Origin of the sequence: Yoonia maricola (assembly GCF_002797915.1) — a bacterium.
Lineage (GTDB): Bacteria > Pseudomonadota > Alphaproteobacteria > Rhodobacterales > Rhodobacteraceae > Yoonia > Yoonia maricola.
This window is the reverse complement of the sequence record NZ_PGTY01000004.1, coordinates 128,847-154,602: the sequence shown is the minus strand read 5'-3', so window position 1 is coordinate 154,602 and position 25,756 is coordinate 128,847. Positions and strand designations below refer to the sequence as shown.

Here is a 25,756-nt window from a genome sequence, read left to right as displayed (position 1 = left end):
ACAGCAATTCATTGGGGTGATACAACCAACATAATCCGACCCTTCCAGCGCCGATATGTTCAAGGCCATCAACAGTCAGCAAAAAGTTGTGCAGAGGTTTGGCTCCCGCACTAGCAGACATCAGCTGTGATGCAGTAACGCGGTAAAGTGGGCTCTAAACTGCCACTGGCCCTATGCCCGCTTCTCCAGCGTCGCTACGCCCATCACCTCAAGCACCTTGGCTTCGATATGTTCGGCGTTCATACCGGCCACATCATACATCGCCTTGGGGCTGGCCTGGTCGATAAACGTGTCAGGCAGCACCATGGAGCGGTACTTGATACCATCATCAAAGACACCCTCATCCGCCAACAACTGCGCGACATGCGATCCGAAACCGCCCACGGCCCCTTCTTCGATCGTGATCAGCGCGTCGTGATCTGCCGCCAATTGCAAAATCAAATCCCGGTCCAACGGTTTGGCAAAGCGCGCGTCGGCCACGGTCGGCTTGATCCCCTTCGCCTCCAGCGCCTCACAGGCCGCCGTGACCTCTTGCAAGCGGGTCCCAAACGACAGGATCGCGACCTGTTTGCCATCACGGATCATGCGGCCTTTGCCGATCTCAAGCAATTCCGGGTTCTCTGGCATTTCAACGCCCACCCCTTCACCACGCGGGAAGCGGAACGCAATCGGGCCTTCGTCATGCGCCGCGGCAGTCGCCACCATGCGCACCAGTTCGGCCTCATCTGCCGCTGCCATAACGACGAAACCAGGCAAGTTTGACAGATAACCCACATCAAAAGACCCCGCATGGGTCGCGCCATCGGCACCCACAAGCCCTGCACGGTCAATCGCAAAACGGACCGGTAACCGCTGGATCGCCACATCATGCACAACCTGATCATAGCCGCGTTGCAGGAAAGTCGAGTAAAGCGCACAGAACGGACGCATCCCGCCCGCAGCAAGCCCCGCACTAAACGTCACCGCGTGTTGTTCGGCGATACCAACGTCAAAACAGCGGCTGGTGTAGCGTTCCATAAATTTGGTCAGCCCTGTGCCATCAGGCATCGCCGCCGTGACGGCGCAAATCTTGGGATCATCAGCGGCCAGCTTGCACAGGCTTTCAGCGAAAACGGATGTATAAGACGGCGCGTTGCTTGGCGCCTTCTTCTGCTCACCTGTGACCACATCAAACTTGGCAGTCGCATGGCCCTTATCGCTGGCACGCTCTGCAGGGGCATATCCCTTGCCCTTCTTGGTAATCGTATGAATCAGGATCGGGCCATCGGCCCGGTCTTTGACAGTACGCAGCACTGACAAAAGCTGCTCCATGTCATGTCCATCAATCGGGCCGAGATAAGAAAAACCAAGCTCTTCAAACAACGTCCCACCGACGGTCATATGCTTGAGCATATCCTTGGCCCGCTTGGCCCCTTCGCGGAACGGTTCGGGCAGCAGCGAAACGGCACCCTTCGCGGCGGCCTTGAATTCCTGAAACGGCTCGCCTGCATAAAGGCGCGACAGATAAGACGACATGGCACCCGTCGGCGGGGCAATCGACATCTCATTGTCATTCAGGATCACAATCAAGCGCTTGCCCAAGTGACCAGCGTTGTTCATTGCCTCATAGGCCATGCCCGCAGACAGGGCGCCATCGCCGATCACAGCAATTGCGTCGCCACCTTCACCACCCAGGTCGCGGGCGACGGCAAAACCAAGCGCCGCAGAAATTGAGGTGCTCGAATGGGCCGCACCAAAAGGATCATATGGGCTTTCAGAGCGTTTGGTAAAACCGCTGAGACCTCCCTCGGTCCGTAGCGTACGAATACGGTCACGACGGCCCGTTAGGATCTTATGCGGATAGCATTGGTGCGACACGTCCCAGATGATCTTGTCCTTGGGCGCATCAAAGACTGCATGCAGCGCAACCGTCATCTCGACCACGCCCAGGCCGGCACCCAAATGCCCACCCGTCACCGAAACGGCCGAGATCGTCTCGGCCCGCAACTCATCGGCCAACTGACGCAGCTCTGCGTCAGACATGCCCTTCATATCGTCAGGCGTGTTGACGCGGTCCAAAACAGGGGTGCGGGGTTGGTCTGACATAGCGACCTTTCTTAATGCGTACGCGCAATCACAAACTGAGCGGCTTCTTTCAATGTATCCGCATCGTCACCATAAGGAGATAGCGCATCGCAAGCCTCTTCCACCAGAGCAGCCGCGCGGCTTTTTGCCCCATCAAGACCCAGCAAAGACACGAAAGTGGCCTTACCGGCGGCGGCATCCTTGCCCACTGCCTTGCCTACGGTCGCGGCATCGCCAGTCGCATCAAGCACATCATCGGCAATCTGGAAAGCCAGACCCAAGGACGTGCCATAGATCGACAAAGGCTCGCGCTCTGCCTCGGCCATGCGCGGACCAACAAGGGCGGACCAGGAAATCAAAGCGCCCGTCTTGGCGGCCTGCAAATCCATGATCTGCTGCAAATCCAGTGGCGCTGCGGCGGTTTCGGCGGCAATATCAGCGGCCTGCCCACCCACCATACCGCGCGCACCCGCAGCATTGGCCAATGACATCAGCAGGTTCAACTTGGCACGCGGCGCGCATTCGGCCTGCACCAGCAATTCAAACGCCAGCGCCTGCAAGCCATCACCAGCCAGAACCGCCGTGGCCTCATCCCACTTCTTGTGGACACTCGGCTGACCACGGCGCAAATCATCATCATCCATGCAAGGCAGGTCATCATGCACCAGCGAATAGGCATGGATACATTCAATCGCAGCGGCAGCACCAGCGGCGGCCACTGGATTGATCCCCAGCATCCGCGACGTCTCCAAAGCCAGAAAAGCACGCAACGCCTTGCCACCGGATGCCGCATAAAGCATCGCCGCAGGCACATCGCCTTCCAGCCCGCTCAGAGCAAAGCCAATGCGGGCTTCGGTCAACTTCGATGCTTGCGCTAATGCGTCTTGCAGTGGTTTGCGTTGCAAAGCCGCGATCTGATATGTTTTCATGCCATCAACCATCAAGAGGTGCAGTCCCTGCGGGCGTACCGGTTTCACCCAAGGTGATCTTGGCCACCTTTTCCTCGGCTTCTTTCAACTTCGCCTCACACCGCGCTTTCAACGCAGCCCCCCGCTCATAGAGGGCAATACTTTCGTCCAAAGCCACATCGCCGCGCTCAAGCTGACCGACAACGGTTTCCAACTCTTTAATCGCGTCTTCAAAGCTCATCTTTTCAACGTCGCTCATCGGCCTCTTTCCTCCAGAACCTTCACATGGGCTGCCGCAGATGCGCCCAATGCCGCCAAGTCATATCCACCTTCGAGACTCGATACCACCCGACCCTCACAATGCCGGTCGGCCACATCACACAAGCGCGCGGTCACCCAACCAAAGTCTTCGGTCGTCAGGTTCATACCCGCCAATGGATCATCCATATGTGCATCAAATCCAGCCGAAATTATGACGAGTTGCGGAGAGAATGCGTCAACACGTGGCAGCACCACCCGCTCCATCACATCACGGAACGCCTTTGATCCTGTGCCCCCAGGCAAGGGTACGTTCAGGACATTATCAACGCCAACCTCATGGGCAGCCCCCGTGCCGGGATAAAGCGGGGACTGATGGGTAGAGCAAAACAGGATACGCGGATCATCCTCAACCAGATCTTGCGTGCCGTTGCCGTGATGCACATCAAAATCAACAATCGCCACCCGCTCAAGCCCATGATGGTCCAACGCATGTTTGGCCCCAACCACGACATTGCCGAAAAAGCAGAAGCCCATCGCCGTCTGCCGTTCGGCATGATGGCCGGGTGGACGTACAGCGGCAAAAGCATTCGCCACCTCGCCACCCAACACCATATCAACAGCACGTACGACACCACCGGCGGCGCGATAGGCAGCTTTCAAAGTGCCAACTGACATATGCGTATCAGCGTCCAGTGACCGCCAGCCTTCTTCGGGTGCCGCCGCACGAATAGCATCTACATGTGCCTTCGGATGTGCACGTAAAAGATCGTCCTCAGCAGCCAAAGGGGCCTTCACGCGCTCTAGCGGCAAAGCGTCCAGCGCACCCAAAACCGCATCCAGCCGCGCCACCTGTTCGGGATGGCCGGGGGGCGTCACGTGGTCTGCGCAGTCTTCATGAGAAATCAAGGCTGTTGTCATAGGCACAAAAGACGAGATTCAGTGCAAAAGCGCAACCATGTTCCCGTTCGCTACCATCCACCTTCTTTGCGGCTTGCCGTTGGCAGGCCTTACGTTAGCCTAAGGATATGTTTCGCCTTCTGCTGCACTTTGTAATTGTACTTCTACTGACCATGCTTACGCAGATTGGCGGCTTGGCATGGCTTGTCGGGCTTTTGTTTCAAAGAGGGCTGCTTGCCTTTGTGTTGACGTACACCGCGATGACAGTGGCGGCGATCCCGATTGCGCCCAGCTTTGGCAGAGTAGCTCTTAGCTGTGCCGCGGATGGCCCTCTCCAGATACAAAGCTGGATGTACTGCGGCTTGAACCGCAACTACGTAACCCCGGAACTTGCGGATGTTCTTGAACAAACTGCAAGCACCATGGACCAACGTTATCCCGGGACAACAACGCTGATACTCGACGCGAATTTTCCATTCTTTGACAACTTCCCGCTGCTTCCACACCTGTCACATGACGACGGCGAGAAGGTGGATCTGGCATTCTACTATGAAGATGAGACAGGCTATCTAGCCGGCGCAACACGTTCCCCTATCGGCTATTTCGCCTTCGAGCAGGGGCCAAGCGATTGCCCGCAAGAATGGCCGTCGCTGAGGTGGAACTTCGATGCGCTGCAGCCCTTGTGGCCCGACTACGCGTTGGATCCAGAACGCAATCGTGCTGTGTTACAACTTTTGGCGAATGAGCAGCGCATCGGACGGATTTTTGTTGAGCCGCACTTGGTGCAAAGCCTTAACGTGGCTCATCCTAAAATACGCTTCCAAGGATGTAGGGCCGCCCGCCACGACGATCATATCCACATACAGCTGAGATAAAGGTAGTGGCAACATCCGGCTGGCCCTTTACTCCGGCGCCAGCATATACCCGGCCCCGCGCACGGTCTGCAGATAGCGCGGCTGCTTGGGGTCAACCTCGATCTTGCGGCGTAACCGTGTGATCTGCACATCAACAGCGCGTTCCTGTGTCTGTCCGCCAGAACGGCTGAGTTCTTCAACCAACCGCGTCCGCGTCACAGCCTCACCCGGGCAGCCCGAGAAAATACGCATCAACTGGCTCTCGGTCGCTGTCAGGCGCACCAGCTTTTCGCCATGCCACATTTCGCCCCGCTCAATATCATAGCGCACAGGCCCCATGTTGAGGACCTTGGGCAAGACAACCACCGGTTCTGTGGCAGGCATACGGCGCAGGATCGCGTTGATCCGCAACAACAGTTCTTTCGGTTCAAACGGTTTGGCCAGATAATCATCTGCGCCCGCCTCTAGCCCCGTAATCCGATCATCGGTGCCGCCCTTGGCGGTTAGCAACATGATCGGCGTTGTGATTGTCTTGCGCAGGTCACGGCACAACGCCATGCCATCTTCCCCCGGCATCATCACATCCAACACGATCAGGTCGAATTCCAACCCTGACAGGATACGCCGCGCATGGGCGGCATCACGGGCGGTGCTGACCAGAAAACCAGACCGTATCAGAAACTTCTGCAACAGGCCGCGAATACGTTCATCATCATCAACAATCAGCAGGTGGGCGTCATCGTTACTCATTCCGGTCTATCCTTCATCGCCTCATAATGGTGGCGCGTCTCTTCATCCATCATCGCTTCCAGCACCTGCCGAAACCCGGCAACCGCCGCCGGACCTGCAGCACGATATGCCGCCCGCATCCGGTCGCGCTGGGCATCCGACAATGCGCGTTCCAACTCTGCACCAGCTTCTGTCAAATGCAAATGGCGCTCACGTTTGTCACGCTGCCCCACAGTGCTCGCCACCAAACCGTCTTCGATCAAACTACGCAAGACACGATTAAGCGATTGTTTTGTAACGCCAAGAATGGACAACAGATTGTTCACCGTCGTACCCGGACTCCGATGAATGAAATGGATCGCGCGGTGATGGGCGCGGCCATAGGACTTTTGCGCAAGGATACGGTCTGGGTCAGCGGTAAAGCCGCGATAGGCGAAAAACATCGCCTCAATCCCTTTTCGCAACTGCTCATCCGTCAGGAACAGCAGGCTCTGGCCCATCTGCGGCGGCATCCCGTCGTTCATGCACGTCCTCCCCTTGGTCTACCACCACAATACGTCAGCTTTGTTGACATTCCAAGAATCAACTCGTAAGAAAACGCAGAAACTACGCAATATTATGTCCGAAACGGACCTACCTGCGTAACAAATGCAAAACGGATGGAGGATACGATGGCCGGTGCATATGACGACAGAGACGGAAAGATCTGGATGGACGGCCAGTTGGTCGACTGGCGCGATGCAAATGTGCACATCCTGACACACGCCATGCACTACGCCTCTTCGGTCTTTGAGGGCGAGCGGTGCTATTCTGGCAAGATTTTCAAATCGCGCGAACACTCTGAACGTCTCATCAAATCAGGTCAGCTGATCGACTTTGACATCCCCTACTCGGTCGATGAAATCGAAGCCGCCAAACAAGCCGCCCTCGACGCGAATGGCCTGAAAGACGCTTACGTGCGCCCTGTTGCGTGGCGCGGGTCTGGTGAAGATATGGGTGTCGCAGCGGCGAAAAACCCCGTCCATCTGGCCGTTGCCGTTTGGGAATGGGGCAACTATTACGGCGATGCAAAGATGAAGGGCGCGAAGCTGGACATCGCGAAATGGAAGCGCCCCAGCCCGGAAACTGCCCCGTCACAGGCCAAGGCCGCGGGCCTCTATATGATCGCCACCATGTCCAAGCACGCGGCCGAGGCGAAAGGCTGCTCCGACGCCATGATGTTCGACTACCGCGGCTATGTGGCCGAGGCGACGGGCGCCAATATCTTCTTTATCAAAGACGGCGAAGTGCACACACCCAACGCCGATGCGTTCCTCAACGGGATCACCCGCCAGACGGTCATTGGCATGCTCAAAGACAAGGGGCTGACCGTGCACGAGCGGGTTATCATGCCCGAAGAGTTGGAAGGGTTCGAGCAATGCTGGCTAACAGGCACGGCAGCAGAGGTCACGCCAGTAGGCCAGATAGGCGACTACAATTTTGAGGTTGGCGCAATCACACGCGAGATCGCTGAAGACTATGAGAAGCTGGTCAGGGCCTAAACCACCGCCACAATTGGACGAAGGGGCGCAGTTGCGCCCCTTTTTTCATTACAAATCCGCATCGCGTGCAAACTGTCTGTAGAATTTCGCGCGCTGCGCCCAATCCCTATGACGGCTGCGTCGTTGCAGGATCAATGTCGCGCGGCTTGGCCGCTTTTTGCGTTCAATCCTCGCGGCGCGCAGCATCATGGCACCTGAAACAGTCTTTGGTCTGTCGAATACATGTTTTGTCATCTCATCCTCCGATCTGATGACCGATCATAGCATATTTTCAAGGGATTCGCGCCCCAGTCGGCAAACCCCGGTATTGCCCGCGCCCAGCCATGCAAAGCACGCATTCTCATAAAATTGTATCTATGCGCGAAACATTAAATACATAAATGCGTTCACCACAGACAAAGTTCGGGCGGCTTTCCATGGGATAGTAATACGGTTCAAATTGTCAGAAGTTTCATGGTCCCTTCCAACGACGCAAGCGCGGCATCCGCGCGCTTCAAATCAAAACTCTCAAGCAGTGAAATGCAGCTGCGCCGCATCCTCAAATCTGCGCCACAGGATCTTTGGCTGGATACGGTGCGACGTACCAAAGGCCCCGAACATGATGGGCTGGTGTATTGGATGCTTAGCCAGACAGAGTGCGATTTCGCGATTGCCGTGCATGCCTTCTATCGGAGCGACCCCGCACAGTATCTTGATAATCCTCGGCCACTTCCGCAGCGGCCGGGTTCATCTGACTTATTTGCCCTTGTGTTATTAAACTGGGACACCGGTTCTTACCGCACGCATCGTTTGCAGGTGGATTCATCGGACGCAGAACCGCGCATAATCGCGCGGGTCAGGCAAAAGGTGATGGCACACCCACAGGGCGCTTTGCCATTCAAAATCCCACAGCGGTTTTTAGAACCAGCAGGGGGTGCGCCGATCAAGGTGCCACCACATTTGCTCCCAAACGAAGCACCTCATCTATGGTCGCTTTTCGCTGAGCTGGGGCTTGACGTCGATGCAGCGCCACCCGGCTTTGCCCGCAAAAAGGCATGGGTCAAATCTCTGTTTAAGAAGTTCCGCAAAAGCCGGACTTAGTTTCCAACATTCCCCGTTGCCTTGCGTTGCTGCGCGCGCTGCAGGCCCAGCGCACGCTCGCGCCAGATGATCAGCACACCCGCAGCAATCACAATGCCGGCGCCGATCAGCATGGTCCCGGTCGGGACTTCATCGAAGATAAAATAACCGATCAGCAAGGCCAGGATCATCGAGGTATAGTCAAAAGGGGCGACCAGCGACGCGTCGGCATAGCGATAGCTTGAGGTCAGCAAAATCTGTCCGATACCACCCAACAACCCGGCCATGATCAGCATGACTGCAACCTGCCAAGGTGGGATAACCCAGCCCCACGGCAGGGTAAACAACGCCATCACCGTCGATGTGATCATGAACCAGAACACAATCGCCGCTGTCGTTTCTGTCGCCACCAGCTTGCGCACAAAGACCTGCGCCAATGCCGCCAACACTGCACCCATCAGAACAACAACGGCGCCCAATGTCTCGGACGTGTTCAAAGACGCGCCCACAGACAGACGCGGCGACAACACAATCAAGACGCCAACCATACCCATCGCCACAGCGGACAGGCGGAACAGGCGCACATTTTCATTTAGAAACATCGCGGCAAAGACCACCACCAATAGCGGTGCGGCATAGCCAATGGCCGTGACCTCTGGCAAAGGCAATAGCCCCAAACCGGTGAACCCCAGCCCCATGGCCGATGTTCCAACCAACCCACGCCAGACGTGCCCCATCGGGTTTTTGGTCTTCCATCCATCCCGCAACTCATGCCGGATCGCCAGCCAGCCCAGGATAATCGGCAAGGCACAAAACGACCGAAAGAACACCGCCTGCCCCGGCGGCACGTCGACCGAAGCCGCCTTCACAAGGCTCGCCATGCCCATGAACATGCAGACCGACATAACTTTGAAAACGATGCCGCGAATGGGCTGCATAGTGGTTCCCTTCATCGCTACACTAGGACGCAGTTCCACCACAATGAAGCCTTTTTCCCTTGCTAATGCCTGACGTTAGGGTATCGACAACCAACTCAGGCTAAGAAGCAGTATATGCAAGATAAAAATCAGACCCCCGCAAATATGTCCCCTCGCGATTGGGTTCAGATTTTAGCAAAATACCGCGAACCAAGCAGCTTCCGCAGCAGCTTTGAACTCGCCATTAGTTTGATCCCCTTTGTCGTGCTTTGGGTGCTGGCCTGTTGGGTCGCACAATACAGCTATTTCGCGGCATTCCTGATCTCTTGCGCCAATGGGCTTTTCCTGCTGCGCCTGTTCTGCATTCAGCATGATTGCGGGCATGGGTCGTTTTTCGGCAACCGGGACGTCAGCGACTGGATCGGACGCGCTTTGGGCGTCGTGACGTTGACCCCGTATGACGTTTGGCGGCGTACACATTCTATTCACCACAGCCATGCCGGCGACCTTGATCAACGCGGCATTGGCGATGTGATGACGTTAACGGTTGAAGAATATCACCAGCGAACAGCCTTTGGGCGTATGCTGTACCGTGCGTATCGGCATCCGCTGGTGATGTTCGGCCTTGGGCCAACATATTTGTTCTTCCTGCAAAACAGGCTGCCACTGGGCCTGATGAATCAAGGACACAAATACTGGATCAGCGCGATGGGCACCAATGCTGCGATCCTGACGATCCTTGGCACCATCGTATATTTCGGCGGCTTTCAGGCGCTCTTCCTTGTCTTCCTGCCGACGACATTGATTGCAGCCTCCATTGGTGTCTGGCTATTCTACGTCCAACACCAGTTTGAAACGACGCATTGGGAACAATCGGAAGACTGGCAATTGCACGAGGCCGCTTTGCACGGCAGCTCTCACTATGACCTGCCACCGATCCTGCGCTGGTTCACCGCCAATATCGGCATCCACCACATACACCACCTTTACAGCCGCATCCCGTTTTACCGGCTGACAGAGGTTCTGCGCGATCACAATGAGTTGGTCGAGGTCAGCCGCATGACCATCGCTCAAAGTATCAAATGTGCCAGCCTTGATCTATGGGATGAAAAATCAAAGCGGCTGATCTCTTTCGCAGCAGCGCGCAAGCTGGCTGCATAGGAAAGATGTCGCAGTCCCGGACTTGATCCGGGAAGTCCTGCTACCCCGGCGTTACGCGTAGCACCTGCCCTGCATCCAGCAGGACCAAAACCGCACCATCGTCCAAGACTTCGACATCGCGGATGCGGCCGACATCGGTCAACATCCGTTCCTCACCGACGACGCGCCCACCTTGTATTTTTAATCGGACAAGCCCGCCGGGGTTCAGTGATGCAATCAGCAAATCACCTTGCCAATCGGCATAGGGTCCATCGTAAAACATCATCCCACCTGGCGCGATCACGGGATCCCAGTAATAGACCGGTTCCTCAAACCCCGCAGCGCGCGCAGCGCCCTGACCTACATCAGAGCCGCGATAGTTGATCCCATAGCTGACAACTGGCCAGCCATAGTTCAGCCCAGCCTGCGGTTGGTTCAACTCATCCCCACCGCGCGGCCCATGTTCAATCGTCCAAAGCCCGCCGGGGCCAATGGCTGCCCCTTGCATATTACGATGGCCCAGCGACCAGATTTGATCATCACCATCCCGGCCAACAAAGGGGTTATCGGCGGGCACCGTGCCATCCGCATTGATACGAATGACCTTCCCATGGGTGCTATCGATGTTCTGCACAAGCGTGCCACTGTCCCCCGCACCGCGATCTCCGGTTGTAATCCAAACGGTGCCATCCGGCATAGGAATGATCCGACTGCCAAAGTGGCGACCATTGCGTGCAGGGTTGTCCTGCACAAAGATGTCGACGACCCCACTCAGGCTGCCATCAGCGGCCAACACGCCCCGCGCCGCGGCAGTCACCACGCCACCGCGCACAGATTTGGAATATGTCCAAAAGATCGTCCGATCCTGCGCAAAGCGGGGTGAAACTGCCACATCCAGCAAACCACCCTGTCCCTGTGCGGCAACATCCGGCAAACCGGAAAGCGGGCCAGATACACTGCCATCAGCGTTGATCAGGCGCAAAGCACCGGGTTTCTCGGTCACCAAAAACTGCCCATTGCCCAAGGGCGCAATCCCCCACGGGCCATCCAAACCATCGGCAAACACCTCAACCGAAATCGTGGTTTCGGGAAGTGCAGGCGCGCGGGTCTGTTCTGCAAAGGCCGGTGCAAAATCAGCGTTCGGGCGGCCTTGTGCAACCTGCGCCATCGCAGCGACACCGGCCGCCATAACAAGCGCCAAAATAGCAAGAATGCGGATCATGGTCAGTCCTCCTTCAACCGCAAGATAGCCCAACGCGCGGCATCCGCCACCGCCGGATCAGAATCATCAACCAAAGGTGAAACGGCAGCAGCCAACGCCCGATCACCTGAATTGCCAATCGCGTAAGCGACATTGCGCACAAACCGGTCCCGCCCAATGCGTTTGATCGGAGAGCCAGAGAACAACGTACGAAAGGCGGCGTCATCCAAAGCGGCCAGCTTTGCCAAAGGGGGTGCCACCAAATCATCGCGCGCCGCCAACTTGGCATCGCGGCCCTCATGCGCAAACTTGTTCCAGGGGCAAATGGCCAGACAGTCATCGCAGCCATAGATGCGGTTACCCATCAGGGGGCGCAGCTCTTCATCCACCGGGCCCTTATGCTCAATCGTCAGATAGGAAATGCAGCGCCGTGCGTCCAATTGATATGGTGCAGGAAAGGCTGCCGTCGGGCAGATGTCCAAACAGGCGGTGCAAGACCCACAGTGACTGACCTCGACCTCATCGGGTGCCAAATCCACAGTCGTAAAAATCGCTCCCAGAAAAAACCAGTTCCCCAAATCGCGGCTCAGCAAATTCGTATGCTTCCCCTGCCAGCCGAGGCCCGCGGCCTGCGCAAGCGGTTTCTCCATCACAGGGGCGGTGTCAACAAACACCTTAATCTCGGCCCCCGGTTCCTGTTCAATCAACCAGCGCCCCACACGCTTGAGCCGCTTCTTGACCACATCATGATAATCACGGTTCTGGGCATACACACTGATCGCGCCCACGTCATGCTCCTCCAAAACCGCCAAGGGATCATGCTCTGGCGTATAGGGCTCCGCCAACATGACAACCGATCGGGCGGCGGGCCACAACGCCGCCGGATCACTGCGCCAATTCATCCGCTCTGCCATCCAGCCCATTTGCCCATGCATCCCGGCATCGACAAAGGCCTGCAATCGCTCTGGCAATTCCGGCACCGCGTCCGGCCGGCACACACCAACAGAGGCAAACCCGGCTTCTTTGGCGAAGGCAATCAGACGGTCTTTCATGCGCGCACGCGGCGGTTAGAAATCCAGATCAGCATAATGAGCCGCTGGTTGAAACCCTGGCACCTCATCCGCCAGGATCGACCGAAAGGCAGGGCGGGATTTGATCTTGGCATACCAATCCTTAAGTACCTCATGCCGGTTCCAATCCACATCGCTGGTGTAATCAAGGCACGATAGTTGCGCGGCAGCTGCAAAATCCGCCATCGTCATATCATTTCCCGCGAGCCATCGGCGCTCGTCCAGCAAACGGGCCATGTAATCAAGGTGATACTTAATCGCCTTCGCTCCGGCCTTTACATTCGTGCTATCAGGATAACCGCGCCCCATCACCTTACGAAACACGCGCTCACCCGTCAGGTTGATGGTGACCTCGTGATAAAACTTATCATCAAACCAACCTACTAAACGGCGCACTTCGCAACGCGCATCAGGGGTTTTGGGCAGCAAAGCAGGCGTTGGGTTAGTCTCTTCGATATATTCACAAATCGCGACGCTATCCGACAGCGTGCGCCCATCCATCTTCAATACCGGGACCTTGCCCGCAGGGTTGCGACGCAGAAAATCTGGGTCCTCTTCCCAATAACGTTCTTCAACCAGCCCCACTTCGATCTTCTTTTCGCCAAGGCATAGACGGACTTTGCGGGAAAACGGGGACAGAGGGTAATGATACAGGGTGTTCATGGTTTGCTCACTCAAAGGACTGCCTCTTCAATGCCGCAAGCCGCCGGGCTGATCAATGGCAGGGGTCAGTTTTCAAAGCATTCCGCGCGCCCATCCGCCGCAATCGTCGCCGCACCACTGAGGATCGAGGCCGCACGGCTGCGCGTGAAGGAGCTTGGGTTGCTCGCAGAGCGGTTCTTGGGCGACGGCAAAATGGCGGCCAGACGTGCCGCCTGCGTATTGCTCAGATTGGATGCATCGACGCCAAAGTAATGCCGCGCCGCCGCCTGCACGCCAAAGACTCCTTCATCGAACTCAGCCACGTTCAGATAAATCTCAACAATTCGGCGCTTTGACCACACCGCCTCGGTTAGTGGCGTCCAAACAGCTTCAATCGCTTTGCGCAACCAACTGCGCCCATGCCACAGGAAGACATTCTTCACGACCTGCTGCGAGATGGTCGAAGCACCTCCGCGCCCGCGTTCTACCGCCGATTGGATCGCATTCACATCAAGGCCCCAGTGCAGACAGAAATTTGCATCCTCTGCGGCCACAACAGCGCGAGCCATGATAGGTGCCACATCCTCAAGATCAACCCATTCCTGTTCAACGCTGACCAAGCGATGCGCCTCTGACCGTATATAGGGCGTCGTCGGGGGGTTGATGACCGCATAAAGCAGCGTCCAAAGCAGCGCGAAAGAGAACACCGCAAAGAGACCCCAAAAAATTACCCGCCGCGTCAACCGCCGAAACCGCTCTATCGGGCCGAGTTTCTTGGTCTTCTTCGCAGGTTTCTTCTTAGGTGCCGGTTTTTTCGCCGGTTTCTTCTTTGCTGTACTCGTTTCTGCCATCGCCCCCATAAGCCATGGCAGCGGTTAACAGGTCAAGAAGATGCACCACCCCCACGCGTATTTCAACGCGGGGGCGTGTCATTTATTCCGCAGGGATCGCTGCGTCTTCAATGCTTAGTGGCGCGGGCAAATGCACCAGCATCTCTTTTGGGCAAACCTGTACGAAGTTGTCCTTCTCAAGGTCCCAATGTTGCAGAATGTCGGCAGCCTTTCGGCTGCCCGTCTCTTCCGCATGGCGCTCGATCAGATTTTTCAACTGGTCATGCCAATGATCCACCGTAACCGAATTGGTCACCAGCGTTTCCATATTGATCAGATCAGCCGCTTCCCCTTTGGGATCATAAAGATAAGCCATCCCTCCGGTCATCCCGGCCCCAAAGTTGGCCCCAATCGACCCGAGGATCACGGCGACACCACCAGTCATGTATTCACAACCATTGGTCCCGCAGCCCTCGATCACCACTTTCGCGCCAGAGTTCCGCACAGCAAAACGTTCGCCCGCGCGACCGGCGGCAAAGAGGTAGCCATCGGTGGCACCATAAAGCACCGTGTTGCCGATAATCGTGTTCTCAGACGCAACCAGCGGGCTGACCATCGGCGGACGCACAACAATCGTGCCCCCCGACAGACCCTTGCCGACATAATCATTGGCATCACCGGATACTTCCAATTTCAGCCCCGGTGCCGCAAAAGCGCCGAGCGATTGGCCCGCGCTGCCGCGCAGTTTCACCGTCAGGTGGTCCGGCTGCAACGCGTTGCGCATGCCGAACTGCTGCACGATGTGCGACGACGTCCGTGTCCCGATGGTGCGCAACGTGTTCTGCACTGCATAGTCCAACTGCATCTTCTCACCGTCGTTGAGGAAGCGCGCCGCGTCCTTCACGATCTGCGCATCCAGCGTGTCATCGACAACATTGCGGGGCTTGTAGCGGTCATAGGTGATCTTGTTGGCACCATCGACCGTGATCAGCAGCGGGTTGAGGTCCAGATCATCGAGATGCGCTGATCCACGCGACACTTGGGTCAACAGATCAGCACGGCCAATCACATCGTCCAAAGACCGCGCGCCGATAGAGGCAAGGATTTCACGCACCTCAGTCGCATAGAAAGTGATCAGGTTCACGACCTTGTCGGCATTGCCCGTAAACTTCTCGCGCAGGGCTTCATCCTGCGTACACACACCCACAGGGCATGTGTTCGACTGACATTGGCGCACCATGATACAACCCATCGCGATCAGCGCGGCGGTACCAATGCCGTATTCTTCCGCACCCATCATCGCGGCCATAACGATGTCACGACCGGTGCGCAGGCCACCGTCTGTGCGCAGCGTAATCCGCTCGCGCAGGTTGTTCATGGCAAGTACTTGGTGCGCTTCGGTCAGGCCCATTTCCCACGGCAAACCAGCGTATTTAATCGACGTCGCAGGCGATGCACCGGTCCCGCCATTGTGCCCCGAAATCAGGATCACATCAGCCTTGGCCTTGGCCACACCAGCGGCAATCGTGCCGACACCCGACGATGACACCAGCTTGACCGTCACCTTACAACGCGGGTTGATCTGCTTAAGATCATAGATCAGCTGTGCCAGATCCTCGATCGAGTAAATATCGTGGTGCGGCGGCGGTGAAATCAGCGTCACACCTTTGGTTGAATGACGCAGACGGGCGATCAGGTCTGTGACCTTCATCCCCGGCAACTGGCCACCCTCACCGGGCTTGGCGCCTTGGGCAACCTTGATCTCAAGTTCTTCACAGGCGTTCAGATATTCAGCCGTCACGCCAAAGCGACCCGACGCCACCTGCTTGATCTTTGCAGATGGATTGTCACCATTTGGCTCTGGGTTGAAGTGTGCGGGGTCTTCGCCACCCTCACCACTATCCGACTTCGCACCAATCCGGTTCATCGCAACGTTCAATGTCTTGTGCGCCTCAGGGCTCAGCGCCCCAAGCGACATACCCGGCGTCACGAAACGCTTGCGGATGGCCGTAATGCTCTCCACCTCTTCAATCGGGATCGCTTTACCCAGCGGCTTAATCGCCAGCAGATCACGCAGATGGATCGGTGGGTTTGACTGCATGGATTTCGAGAATTGCTGCCAAAGCGCATAGCTCGCATTGTTGCACGCCGCTTGCAGCATATGCATCGTCTGCGCTTCCCAAGCGTGCTTTTCACCGGATCGGCGGGCCTTGTAGAAACCACCGATAGGCAGCACGTCAGAACCGCCTTTCCAGCCTTTCGCGTGCACTTCTTCAACCTTGGTCTGGATACCTGACGTACCAATACCAGAGATGCGCGAATGCATGCCGGGGAAGTATTCGGCGACCATCGCACGGCTTAGACCAACAGCCTCAAAATTCAGACCGCCGCGATAGGAGGACAACACCGAAATACCCATCTTTGACATGATCTTTAAAAGACCTGCATCAATCGCTGCACGATAACGCTGCATCGCCTCGGTCAGCGTGCCGTCAATCAGCCCGCGACGCAAACGGTCCGCAATCGAATCCTGCGCAAGATACGCATTCACGGTGGTAGCACCACAGCCGATCAGCACGGCAAAATAGTGCGGATCAATGCATTCCGCCGCACGCACGTTGATCGAACAGAAGGTGCGCAGACCTTTGGAGGTCAGGCCGGAATGCACCGCAGATGTCGCAAGGATCATTGGCATCGCAACTTGGTCTGCGGACTGGTTCTGATCGGTCAGCACAATATGCCCGGCGCCAGAGCGAACAGCATCCTCTGCTTCTGACCGAATACGTTGCAGACCGGCATTCAGCGCACCGGGACCCGGCTCAAACAAGCAGTCGATAACAGCCACGTTGTCACCAAAATGGCGGACCATTTCATCAAACTCGGCATTGCCGACAAAGGGACTGGCCAATTGCAAAATCTCAGTCTGTGAACTGTCTTCGTCCAGTACGTTCTTGAGGTTTCCAAACCGCGTTTTCAGCGACATCACCCGGCTTTCGCGCAGTGAATCAATTGGCGGGTTGGTCACCTGAGAGAAGTTTTGGCGAAAAAAATGCGACAGCGGTCGGTAGGTTTTGGACAGCACGGCGGAAGGCGTATCATCGCCCATCGAAGCAATCATTTCCTTGCCATCCTCGGCCATCGGGGCCAGCACCTGCTCCAACTCTTCGATGCTGTACCCGGCCGCAACCTGACGGGTGCGCAGATCAGCGCCTTCGAACAGCGCCTTCTCTGGCACATCGCGCATCACGGCATTCAGGTCAACGACCTTCTTGACCCAATCGCCAAACGGCTGCGCCGCGGCCAGTTTGTCCTTCAGTTCCTCATCATGGAACAACCGGCCCTCTTGCATATCCACAGCAATCATCTGCCCCGGACCAAGCGCGCCTTTCTCAACAACCGATCCTTCATCGACAGGCACCATGCCCACCTCGGACCCTGCAACCAGCAGGCCATCACCCGTCACAACATAGCGCAAGGGGCGCAGACCGTTGCGGTCCAGACCACCGCAAACCCAACGGCCATCTGTCATCGCCAAGGCGGCGGGGCCGTCCCACGGCTCCATCACGGCGTTGCAGTAACCGTACATATCCTGCCACGCCTGTGGCATTTCCACCGCCTGCTGGGACCATGCCTCTGGCACCATCATGGTCTTGGCCATCGGGGCATTGCGGCCCGCGCGGACCAGAACTTCAAATACGGAATCCAATGCAGAGGAATCCGACGCACCCGATGGAATGATCGGCTTGATATCCTCGGCCTTGTCGCCAAACGCACCGGATGCCATGCGGATTTCATGGCTTTTCATCCAGTTGACGTTGCCTTTCAGCGTGTTGATCTCGCCATTATGGGCCAACATGCGGAACGGCTGGGCCAGAGACCATTGCGGGAAGGTGTTGGTAGAATAACGCTGGTGGTAGATCGCAAAGGCGCTTTCGAACCGCGCGTCCATCAGGTCGGGGTAAAACTCCGCCACCTGCTCAGCCAGCATCATACCCTTATAGATCAGCGACCGGCAGGACAGAGAACACACATACATGCCACCGATGCCAGCAGCGGTCGCTGCCTTCTCAATCCGACGACGAATGATGTAGAGCTCACGCTCGAACTGTTCCTCATCCAAACCCTTGTCGTTACGGATCAGAATCTGTTCAATCTCTGGCCGCGTCGCGTTAGCCTTGTCACCCAGCACTTCGGTGTTCACCGGCACATGGCGCCAGCCATATATATAGTGACCCATGCGCAGCACCTCGGTTTCCACAATCGTGCGGCAACGTTCCTGTGCGGCAAAATCCGTACGAGGCAGGAAAATCTGACCAACAGCAATCAGGTGATCCTGATCAGGCTCATGGCCTGTCCGCTGGATCTGGTCATAGAAGAACGGAACCGGGATCTGCACATGAATACCCGCGCCGTCACCTGTCTTGCCATCAGCATCCACAGCGCCGCGGTGCCAAACGGCCTTCAGCGCATCAATGCCTTTTTCGACAACATCGCGCGACGCAGTGCCATCAATCGATACCACAAGACCCACACCACAAGAGGCGTGCTCATCATCGTCCTTATAGAGACCATTTTCAGCCATCCACTGACGCTTGGCTTCCTCGGTCGCGACCCAAGTTTCGTCATATGTTGTCATTGTATTTCCTTTCACGGGCGGGGCCATCACAGGGGATGGGCTTGAACTTCAGGTCTTAAGAGATCGCAATCCCGCAGCCATGTTTCGGGCTGCTGCTCAGGAACCCCGGTTCACCGGGATAGATAAACTCCACGGGGCGGTTGCTTTGCTCAAACGCACCTTCGGACGTGGTCACCATACCTGTTCCTGACAAAAACATCCGCCAGTTGCGGCTGATGAATTCGCGCCCCTTGGAGGACCAGACCTCATTGCCAGCCTCATCAAAGGCTGTGATGTCATAGGTCGTCTCGGCCAGCGTGACCCCATCAATCGTGATCTCGCGGCCAGTCAGCGTGTCCTGACCCACATAACGTGTGGTACCGATTTCATCCGAGAGGGTGCGGAAGTCATAATCATCCACACCGCTTTCAATCAGATCAGAAAGCGAGGCAGGCTCTGCCGGGTCGCTTTCCAACACCTCACGATGCCCGCTCATGACATGAAAGCTGCTGATCCACTGGGTTTCATTGTCGATCACGCCGGCATAGGTCACACCACGCTCATCAAGACTGACGCGACGTTGATGTCCTTCGGGATCACCCTGACAGGTAAAGTGATGGTTCACCTGACAGCTTTCGCTTTGCACGGTCAGATAGGCGGTACAGCCCGCAGGTACGTTGAATGTACCGGGTGCATCCTGTGCGGCGGCAGGGGCCGCAAGACAGATCAAGGCAAGTGCCGTTCTCATGGCCGAAATCCTGCGTCAATTTCGTTGCATTCATACTTCGGCGTGTCCGAGAAAAACCCAGGCTCGCCCGGATAGATGAATTCAACCGGTGACATATCGACGATCTGATCAGGGTCTTCCTGCGGCCAACTTTCCCCAAAGAAGAAAAGGCGGTGCTTTTCACTGACAAACTGGCGGCCGTTGCTGGCGTCAATTTCATTGCCGTCCTGATCAATCGTGCGGCCTTGAAATTCGGTGTTCAGCAAAACCTCGCCATCAATCTCGGTCGTCTCGCCGGTCAGCAGGTCATAGCCAACATTCCGCTCGGTCCCATCCTCGGTTTCCAGCGTAAAGTCCCATGTGTCGATCTGGGTCTCAAACAATTCAGTCAAGGAAGCAGAATCTTCGGCCGGGGTGATAAGGCGCTGGTTTCCAGTCACCTTATAGGCTTCGATCCATTGAAACTCTGAATCAACCTTCTGCACGCTAAAGACACCCGCCTGCGTCAATAGGGCGATCCATTGATCACCCGGATCATCCGCATCGCATTGCCAGACATTGATCATGACGCAGCCCTTGTTCTGCACCGTCAACACCGCTTCACACCCCTCGGGTGCAGCAAAGCTTTGCTGGGCGGCGGCGGGAGTAGCTGCAACAAGTGCAGTCAGGATCATCCAAGGCTTCATCATTTTTTAACCCTTCAGGTCAGTATTAGTGACGTATGTGTTGCGATGTGTATGTACGGCATGTGTACAGGTTGTGTACGCGTTGCATATCACTCGGCGGCGACGTTTGCTGCCTGTCCCAGATACTCCAGCATCGCGGTCGCAGCGTCACGCCCATCGCGGATCGCCCAAACAACAAGCGAGGCTCCGCGCACGATATCGCCAGCGGCATAAACACCCTGAAGGCTGGTCGCACCCGTGTTGAAATCGGCCTTCACCGTCCCCCAACGCGTCACTTCCAACCCATCGACGCCCCACAACTTCGGCAGGTCTTCGGGTTCAAAGCCAAGCGCCTTGATCACAATATCGGCGCCCTCGACATAGTCGGAGCCTTCAATCAACTCAGGTGCCTGACGACCAGTGGCATCTGGCGCCCCAAGGCGCATTTTCTGAACCTTAACACCTGTCACCGCATCGCCCTCAAAGCCGTTCGGCGCAGACAGCCAGACGAACTCAACGCCCTCTTCTTCTGCATTCTGCACTTCACGCTGCGATCCGGGCATATTGGCGCGGTCACGGCGGTAGAGACACTTCACGCTCTCAGCGCCTTGGCGCACAGCAGTACGAACACAGTCCATCGCCGTATCACCACCACCAATAACAACGATACGCTTGCCTTCGGCGTTCAGTTCACCGCTGTCAAACTCCGGCACATCATCACCAAAGCTCTTGCGATTGCTTGCAGTAAGATAGTCGATGGCATCGACGATGCCTTCCGCACCTGACTCTGGCAAATCACGCGTCTTATAAACGCCCGTCGCGATCAAAACTGCATCATGCTTGCCGCGAATGGCGTCGAACGACAGGTCTTCACCCACATTACAGTTCAACACGAACTGCACGCCGCCATCTTCCAGCTGCGCCATGCGCTGCATGACGATATCTTTCTCCAGCTTGAAACCGGGAATGCCGTAGGTCAGCAGGCCGCCGCCACGGTCATAACGGTCATAAACCGTGACCTGCACACCCTGACGGCGCAGCATATCCGCCGCGGCCAGACCACCGGGGCCGGCGCCAATAACACCAACGCTTTCACTCCGCTCCGCATGCGGACGGATGGGTTTGACCCAGCCTTCCTCAAACGCCGTATCGGTGATGTATTTTTCAACAGACCCGATGGTCACAGTGCCATGGCCAGACTGTTCAATCACACAGTTACCTTCACACAAACGGTCCTGCGGGCAGATACGGCCACAAATCTCTGGGAACGTATTGGTCGCTTGGCTGATTTCATAGGCTTCTTCCAGCCGGCCTTCCGCGGTCAAGCGCAGCCAATCGGGAATGTTGTTATGCAGCGGGCAATGGGTCTGGCAGTAAGGCACCCCGCACTGGCTACACCGGCTGGCCTGCTCGGCGGCCTTGTCGCGGGCGTACTCTGCATAAATCTCGCCGAAGTCTTCTTTACGCAAGTTCGGCGGGCGCTTTTCAGGCATATCCCGTTCGACTTTGGTGAACTTCAACATCTTCTGACCAGCCATGGCTATTCTCCCGTTTGGCGAGGCGAGCCGCCTTTTAAAACGCCGCAATCGAAATGAAAAGGCAGCATTACTGACCTATATGAAAGAAAATCGAAGGTTCCACAATGACATGAGGTCAAAACTATTAAAATTTAGGTCCGATATGAGACCTATATCCGCTCTTCCCCCTAAATTCAGGCAGGTTAGGTTGAGCGAGACGAATCAAAGACCGGACCAATGACGACATTTCACCTGCTTCTTATCGCATTGATCCAAGGGATCACCGAGTTTCTGCCGGTGTCATCGTCGGGTCACCTTATCCTTTTGCCATCCCTGTCAGGTATGGATGACCAAGGCCAAGTCATCGACGTTGCGGCCCATGTCGGCACACTTGCTGCCGTCATTCTTTACTTCTGGTCTGACGTGAAATTGGCACTGGGCGGCACATTGCGCCTGATCCGGGGCAAGATCGACACGCAAGGCGCGTTCCTTGCGCTCTGCCTGATTATCGCGACGGTTCCGGTCATTATTGTGGGCTTGATCCTGAAGGTCACAGGGCTGTCAGACGCCATGCGCGGGATCGCAGTGATCGGTTGGGCGATGATTGTCTTTGGGGTATTGCTGTATTGGGCCGACCAGCGTGGACCGGCAGAAAAGACAGCCCCCGAATGGTCACTCAAAGATGCCTTCAAGATGGGGCTGTGGCAGGCTGTTGCCCTCATCCCCGGCACATCCCGGTCAGGTATCACAATCACCGCCGGGCGGATGCTGGGCTACACCCGCACCGACGCGGCCAAGCTGGCGATGCTGATGTCGATCCCGACGATTATCGCATCAGCAGCGCTCTTGGGGTTGGACGTCATAGCGGCAGGCGACATTGGCGAAATACGCGATATTGGCATCGTGATGGGCATGTCATTTGCGGCGGCACTGCTCGCCCTGACGCTGATGATGCGCCTGCTCGAATCGGTCAGCTTCACGCCCTACGTAATTTACCGGATCGGATTGGGCGTCGTGTTGCTGTGGATTGCCTATACTTAGGTCTTGAGGTTCTTCGCCGATTCTTTGATCGCGTCGTACTGACCAGAGGGACGGAAACGCCATAGGTAGTCTGGCAAGACAGCCTCCATCGCGGTGGGGCGCATGCCTAACGCGTCAAAGCTGCGCGCATCTTCGGCCACGATATTATCAACGGCTAGATTGATGACCTGATCCTTGGTCACAGGCCCTTTGATCAGACCAAGAGACACGGCACGCACAATGCCAAAACCGCTTGCCATCAACCGCGCCATCCAGAACGGCGTATTCACGATCAAACGACGGCGGCGGATCACACCAAGCATAAGCTGCATCAGCTCGCGGAAGCTGTGCACATCAGGGCCACCAAGTTCATAAACGCCACCCTCGGCCTGTCCCAGCACACCCTTCACGGCAGCGGCAGCAACATCATCAACATAGACCGGTTGGAACCGCGTATCGGCACCGATCACAGGCAGAACAGGACCCATGCGAGACATGCCAGCGAAACGGTTAAAGAACTGATCTTCGGGACCAAAGATGATGGAGGGGCGCAGGATCATCGCATCGGGCATATGCGCGAGCACGCCAGCCTCTCCCGCAGCTTTGGTTTTGGAATACGCCGATGCCGCCTCAGCATCCGCGCCAATGGCCGAGATATGAACCATCCGCGACACACCATGGGCAGCAGCGATACGGGCCATACGCGCGGCACCTTCGGCCTGCACGGCAGAAAACGTGTTCTTGCCAACTTCATCCAGCACACCTACGCAGTTCACAACCGCGTCGGCGCCATCAGTCACAGCTGCAACGCTGGCGTCATCGCGGATGTTGCAGAAAACAGGCTCCACCTGACCGACGACACCGTAGGGGCGCACGAACATCGCCTCGTTCACATTGCGAACAGCGACGCGGACGCGCCAGCCCTCTTTCGCCATGCGGCGGGCAATGTAGCGGCCGACAAAACCGGAACCGCCGAAGATGGTGACAAGCTGAGACATCATGGTAGCCTTTAGATAAGTCGCTGCGTCAGGGTTTACCCCCCGGTGCCACCCTAAGACAAGGCGCAATGGGCACGGAATCAAACCGCCATCTGCTTTTTCATCTCGAATCGCGTTGACAGCGCAAGGATCGGCGCGTAAATCGCCCAAACGTGACCTGCCCAGGTGGCGGAATTGGTAGACGCGCCAGCTTCAGGTGCTGGTGTCTGTATGGACGTGGAGGTTCGAGTCCTCTCCTGGGCACCATTCTTCCAATTTTATTACATGATATCAGTACAATGCCGGATATAACATCTTTCGTTCCCCAAATATTCCCCGTTTCTCAAGATGGCCTCGTGCGGCAAAATGGGGCGAATGCCTCCAAAAAAAACCGCTCCGCCTACCGTATCTCTCGGTAGATACGTAGTTATGTAATGTACTCTTTCACGGACATACCTTGGACGGCCCTGCGAGCACAGAATACGCAGTCAAGGCGTGGCGCAACTCCGTTTCAGCATAAGCTGTCGGTAACTGCCCCTTGGCGCGTGCTTATCGAGGCGGCTAGTCCTCCGCACAGCAGAAGCGATTAGTGTGGGGTTTGTTGAGACCATCGCCGCATAAGGCTCATATGCGGCCTTATGTCTCAAACGCACCAAGCATGGCGGCGTGTGAGGCATGGCTAAGGCCCAAGTCATTTAGAGGCTAGAACTGGAGGTCATGCCTTGAATGTCCGCTATCATAGACACGAATAATGGCGGCTTTCATGGGTCTAAGTCCTTTGGCGATTGAGGAAAAGTTTGGCAGGTCGTGACGCCTGTGTGATCAGGCCGATTGCATAAGCAAGGTCTTACCCGCCCATTCGGCGCTGATGGCGGCATCGGCCAAGGCCTTTGCCACGTCACCGCGGGCAGCTTTGGCTTTGGTGTCGACGTCGTCACCAAAAACCATGTCACCGTCGCCAGCATCGTCTGTCAGGGCGACGGGACGTACAATAGCATACGTCAGACCAGAATTTTTCAGATGTTCGTCTGCATCGTGTTTGGCTTGTAGGTAGTGGCCCATATCCGTGTCGGGATCAGGGTTTTCTGCACCGACAGTGCTTAGCATGACGAACCGTGACACACACGCTTTTGCAGCTTGGTCCACCAGATCGATTGCCCCATCACGGTCAATCTTGTCCGTCATTTCGGCGCTGGTGTCGCCACCTGATCCGGCCGCAAAGATAACGACATCGCAACCGTCGCAAACCCCGTCTTGCAGATCAGCAAGATCGCCGCTGCGCAGTTCAGCCTGTACTGGCAATTTACTTGTGTCAGAACTTTCGCGCACCAAGGCAACAGTATCATGGCCCTGCGCGACAAGTTCATTCATAAGCCGTGTTCCGGTGTTTCCGGTGGCTCCGGCGACGAGGATTTTCATACTCATTTCCTTTATGTTGGGGTCGACCTATTGCTTAGGTGCCATTGGTCCCGCGGCTTTTGTGGCGGCCAGATAGCCGGGCTGCTTTTGCAGGTCTTCCCAGTATGTTTTGATCCTTGGCGCGTCGCCTAGGAACCCGGTGGCGTCCAAGTTCGCCAAAAGATAGGAAAACTGGATATCCGCCAAGCGTGCGGTCGCGCCAAAAAGCAATCCGCTGTCGGGCAAATGGCTTGCGACATAATCAAGATGCATGTGCAGCGACTGGCGTGCACCATCCGACGGATCATACCCTTGCACGACAGGCATAAGAACGTTCATGCAAGCCGCCGCAAACGTGCTTTCTACGTAGTCGAGCAGCTCTTCGTGCCGAATGTAATCCGTCGTCTGCGGGTTCGGGCGATGTGTTTTGTCGCCAAATTTGTCGATGATATACCGCAAGCAAGTGGCGGACTCCGCCAGTTTCAAATCACCGTCCTCGATCACTGGCGATTTGCCTAAAGGGTGCACATCCTGCAACGCGTCAGGTGCGCGGAACTGGTCGGTCCGATCATAAGGGATCAGATCATCGGGTTGCCCCAAGTCTTCCAATAGCCAAACTAAACGGATGGCCCAAGAATAGGCAAGGCAGTGAACTTTGATCATCAGATCAGCCTTCTTTCGCGAAATGTATCGACTGTTTTTGTCAAGCGGCGCAGTTGGTGCC

The 25,756-nt window shown here is 56.5% G+C and carries 24 protein-coding genes and 1 tRNA gene; 6 read left to right on the top strand and 19 right to left on the bottom strand.

Annotation, left to right across the window (positions count from 1 at the left end; translation table 11 throughout):
* Positions 1-171 precede the first annotated feature (171 nt).
* Genes dxs through BC777_RS17565 form a run of 4 tightly spaced genes read right to left on the bottom strand, consistent with a single transcriptional unit; the run spans position 172 to position 4,151 of the window.
* A complete protein-coding gene (gene dxs, locus BC777_RS17580) occupies positions 172-2,085 on the bottom strand; it encodes a 1-deoxy-D-xylulose-5-phosphate synthase (RefSeq protein WP_100369523.1) in 1,914 nt (637 codons plus the stop codon).
* 11 nt (positions 2,086-2,096) lie between these two features.
* Entirely contained in the window at positions 2,097-2,993 is an 897-nt protein-coding gene (locus tag BC777_RS17575) for a polyprenyl synthetase family protein (protein ID WP_245834459.1), read from the bottom strand.
* A 4-nt stretch (positions 2,994-2,997) separates the two neighbouring features.
* The gene (locus tag BC777_RS17570) at positions 2,998-3,231 is read right to left on the bottom strand and encodes an exodeoxyribonuclease VII small subunit (RefSeq protein WP_100369521.1); all 234 of its coding nucleotides are present in this window, start codon (positions 3,229-3,231) and stop codon (positions 2,998-3,000) included.
* Positions 3,228-4,151, bottom strand: coding sequence for a histone deacetylase family protein (locus BC777_RS17565; protein ID WP_100369520.1), 924 nt, complete (start codon positions 4,149-4,151; stop codon positions 3,228-3,230). The genes BC777_RS17570 and BC777_RS17565 overlap by 4 nt, the downstream gene beginning before the upstream one ends.
* 107 nt (positions 4,152-4,258) lie before the next feature.
* Here BC777_RS17565 and BC777_RS17560 point away from each other — a divergent pair, with 107 nt between their 5' ends.
* Entirely contained in the window at positions 4,259-5,005 is a 747-nt protein-coding gene (locus tag BC777_RS17560) for a hypothetical protein (protein ID WP_100369519.1), read from the top strand.
* Between the two features lie 27 nt (positions 5,006-5,032).
* Here BC777_RS17560 and BC777_RS17555 read toward each other — a convergent pair whose 3' ends face one another.
* Both BC777_RS17555 and BC777_RS17550 read right to left on the bottom strand, forming a co-directional pair.
* On the bottom strand, positions 5,033-5,734 hold the full coding sequence (locus BC777_RS17555) for a response regulator (RefSeq protein ID WP_100369518.1): 702 nt from the start codon (positions 5,732-5,734) through the stop codon (positions 5,033-5,035).
* On the bottom strand, positions 5,731-6,237 hold the full coding sequence (locus BC777_RS17550; RefSeq protein WP_100369517.1) for a MarR family winged helix-turn-helix transcriptional regulator: 507 nt from the start codon (positions 6,235-6,237) through the stop codon (positions 5,731-5,733). The genes BC777_RS17555 and BC777_RS17550 overlap by 4 nt, the downstream gene beginning before the upstream one ends.
* A 147-nt stretch (positions 6,238-6,384) precedes the next feature.
* Here BC777_RS17550 and BC777_RS17545 point away from each other — a divergent pair, with 147 nt between their 5' ends.
* Positions 6,385-7,254, top strand: a complete 870-nt coding sequence (locus BC777_RS17545; RefSeq protein ID WP_100369689.1) for a branched-chain amino acid aminotransferase — start codon at positions 6,385-6,387, stop codon at positions 7,252-7,254.
* A 48-nt stretch (positions 7,255-7,302) separates the two neighbouring features.
* On the opposite strand, the gene BC777_RS17540 is transcribed toward BC777_RS17545, so the two are convergent.
* The gene (locus tag BC777_RS17540) at positions 7,303-7,488 is read right to left on the bottom strand and encodes a hypothetical protein (RefSeq protein ID WP_100369516.1); all 186 of its coding nucleotides are present in this window, start codon (positions 7,486-7,488) and stop codon (positions 7,303-7,305) included.
* A gap of 285 nt (positions 7,489-7,773) precedes the next feature.
* On the opposite strand from BC777_RS17540, the gene BC777_RS17535 reads away from it, so the two are divergent.
* Positions 7,774-8,334, top strand: coding sequence for a hypothetical protein (locus BC777_RS17535; protein ID WP_168769212.1), 561 nt, complete (start codon positions 7,774-7,776; stop codon positions 8,332-8,334).
* Here BC777_RS17535 and BC777_RS17530 read toward each other — a convergent pair.
* Positions 8,331-9,251: a DMT family transporter gene (locus tag BC777_RS17530; protein WP_100369514.1), complete on the bottom strand. Its 921-nt coding sequence runs from the start codon at positions 9,249-9,251 to the stop codon at positions 8,331-8,333. The genes BC777_RS17535 and BC777_RS17530 overlap by 4 nt on opposite strands.
* Before the next feature lie 114 nt (positions 9,252-9,365).
* On the opposite strand from BC777_RS17530, the gene BC777_RS17525 reads away from it, so the two are divergent.
* A complete protein-coding gene (locus BC777_RS17525; protein ID WP_100369513.1) occupies positions 9,366-10,391 on the top strand; it encodes a fatty acid desaturase in 1,026 nt (341 codons plus the stop codon).
* 40 nt (positions 10,392-10,431) lie between these two features.
* Here the strand turns inward: BC777_RS17525 and BC777_RS17520 are convergent, their stop codons facing one another.
* The 8 genes from BC777_RS17520 to BC777_RS17485 all read right to left on the bottom strand — a co-directional run bounded on the left by BC777_RS17520 (position 10,432) and on the right by BC777_RS17485 (position 21,658).
* Positions 10,432-11,592, bottom strand: a complete 1,161-nt coding sequence (locus BC777_RS17520; protein WP_100369512.1) for a PQQ-dependent sugar dehydrogenase — start codon at positions 11,590-11,592, stop codon at positions 10,432-10,434.
* Positions 11,593-11,594: 2 nt separating this feature from the next.
* Positions 11,595-12,623 carry a tRNA epoxyqueuosine(34) reductase QueG gene (gene queG, locus BC777_RS17515; protein ID WP_100369511.1) on the bottom strand — a complete coding sequence of 343 codons (1,029 nt, stop codon included), beginning with the start codon at positions 12,621-12,623 and terminating at the stop codon, positions 11,595-11,597.
* 15 nt (positions 12,624-12,638) lie between these two features.
* Positions 12,639-13,304: an FtsZ-binding protein FzlA gene (gene fzlA / locus BC777_RS17510; protein WP_100369510.1), complete on the bottom strand. Its 666-nt coding sequence runs from the start codon at positions 13,302-13,304 to the stop codon at positions 12,639-12,641.
* A 65-nt stretch (positions 13,305-13,369) separates the two neighbouring features.
* A complete protein-coding gene (gene mtgA / locus BC777_RS17505) occupies positions 13,370-14,134 on the bottom strand; it encodes a monofunctional biosynthetic peptidoglycan transglycosylase (RefSeq protein ID WP_100369688.1) in 765 nt (254 codons plus the stop codon).
* Between the two features lie 82 nt (positions 14,135-14,216).
* Positions 14,217-18,749, bottom strand: coding sequence for a glutamate synthase large subunit (gene gltB, locus BC777_RS17500; RefSeq protein WP_100369509.1), 4,533 nt, complete (start codon positions 18,747-18,749; stop codon positions 14,217-14,219).
* A gap of 55 nt (positions 18,750-18,804) precedes the next feature.
* Entirely contained in the window at positions 18,805-19,476 is a 672-nt protein-coding gene (locus BC777_RS17495) for a hypothetical protein (protein ID WP_100369508.1), read from the bottom strand.
* Positions 19,473-20,144 carry a hypothetical protein gene (locus BC777_RS17490; protein ID WP_100369507.1) on the bottom strand — a complete coding sequence of 224 codons (672 nt, stop codon included), beginning with the start codon at positions 20,142-20,144 and terminating at the stop codon, positions 19,473-19,475. The genes BC777_RS17495 and BC777_RS17490 overlap by 4 nt, the downstream gene beginning before the upstream one ends.
* Positions 20,145-20,230: 86 nt before the next feature.
* Positions 20,231-21,658 carry an NAD(P)-dependent oxidoreductase gene (locus BC777_RS17485; RefSeq protein WP_100369506.1) on the bottom strand — a complete coding sequence of 476 codons (1,428 nt, stop codon included), beginning with the start codon at positions 21,656-21,658 and terminating at the stop codon, positions 20,231-20,233.
* Positions 21,659-21,874: 216 nt separating this feature from the next.
* Between BC777_RS17485 and BC777_RS17480 the strand changes: the two genes are divergently transcribed.
* A complete protein-coding gene (locus BC777_RS17480) occupies positions 21,875-22,678 on the top strand; it encodes an undecaprenyl-diphosphate phosphatase (RefSeq protein ID WP_100369505.1) in 804 nt (267 codons plus the stop codon).
* On the opposite strand, the gene BC777_RS17475 is transcribed toward BC777_RS17480, so the two are convergent.
* Positions 22,675-23,655: a complex I NDUFA9 subunit family protein gene (locus tag BC777_RS17475; RefSeq protein ID WP_100369504.1), complete on the bottom strand. Its 981-nt coding sequence runs from the start codon at positions 23,653-23,655 to the stop codon at positions 22,675-22,677. The genes BC777_RS17480 and BC777_RS17475 overlap by 4 nt on opposite strands.
* 159 nt (positions 23,656-23,814) lie before the next feature.
* On the opposite strand from BC777_RS17475, the gene BC777_RS17470 reads away from it, so the two are divergent.
* Positions 23,815-23,901: transfer RNA gene (locus tag BC777_RS17470), tRNA-Leu, on the top strand.
* Positions 23,902-24,456: 555 nt separating this feature from the next.
* On the opposite strand, the gene BC777_RS17465 is transcribed toward BC777_RS17470, so the two are convergent.
* Positions 24,457-25,053, bottom strand: a complete 597-nt coding sequence (locus tag BC777_RS17465) for an SDR family oxidoreductase (protein ID WP_100369503.1) — start codon at positions 25,051-25,053, stop codon at positions 24,457-24,459.
* A 27-nt stretch (positions 25,054-25,080) separates the two neighbouring features.
* Complete coding sequence (locus tag BC777_RS17460; RefSeq protein ID WP_100369502.1) at positions 25,081-25,695, bottom strand: glutathione S-transferase family protein; 615 nt, start codon at positions 25,693-25,695, stop codon at positions 25,081-25,083.
* Positions 25,696-25,756 lie beyond the last annotated feature (61 nt).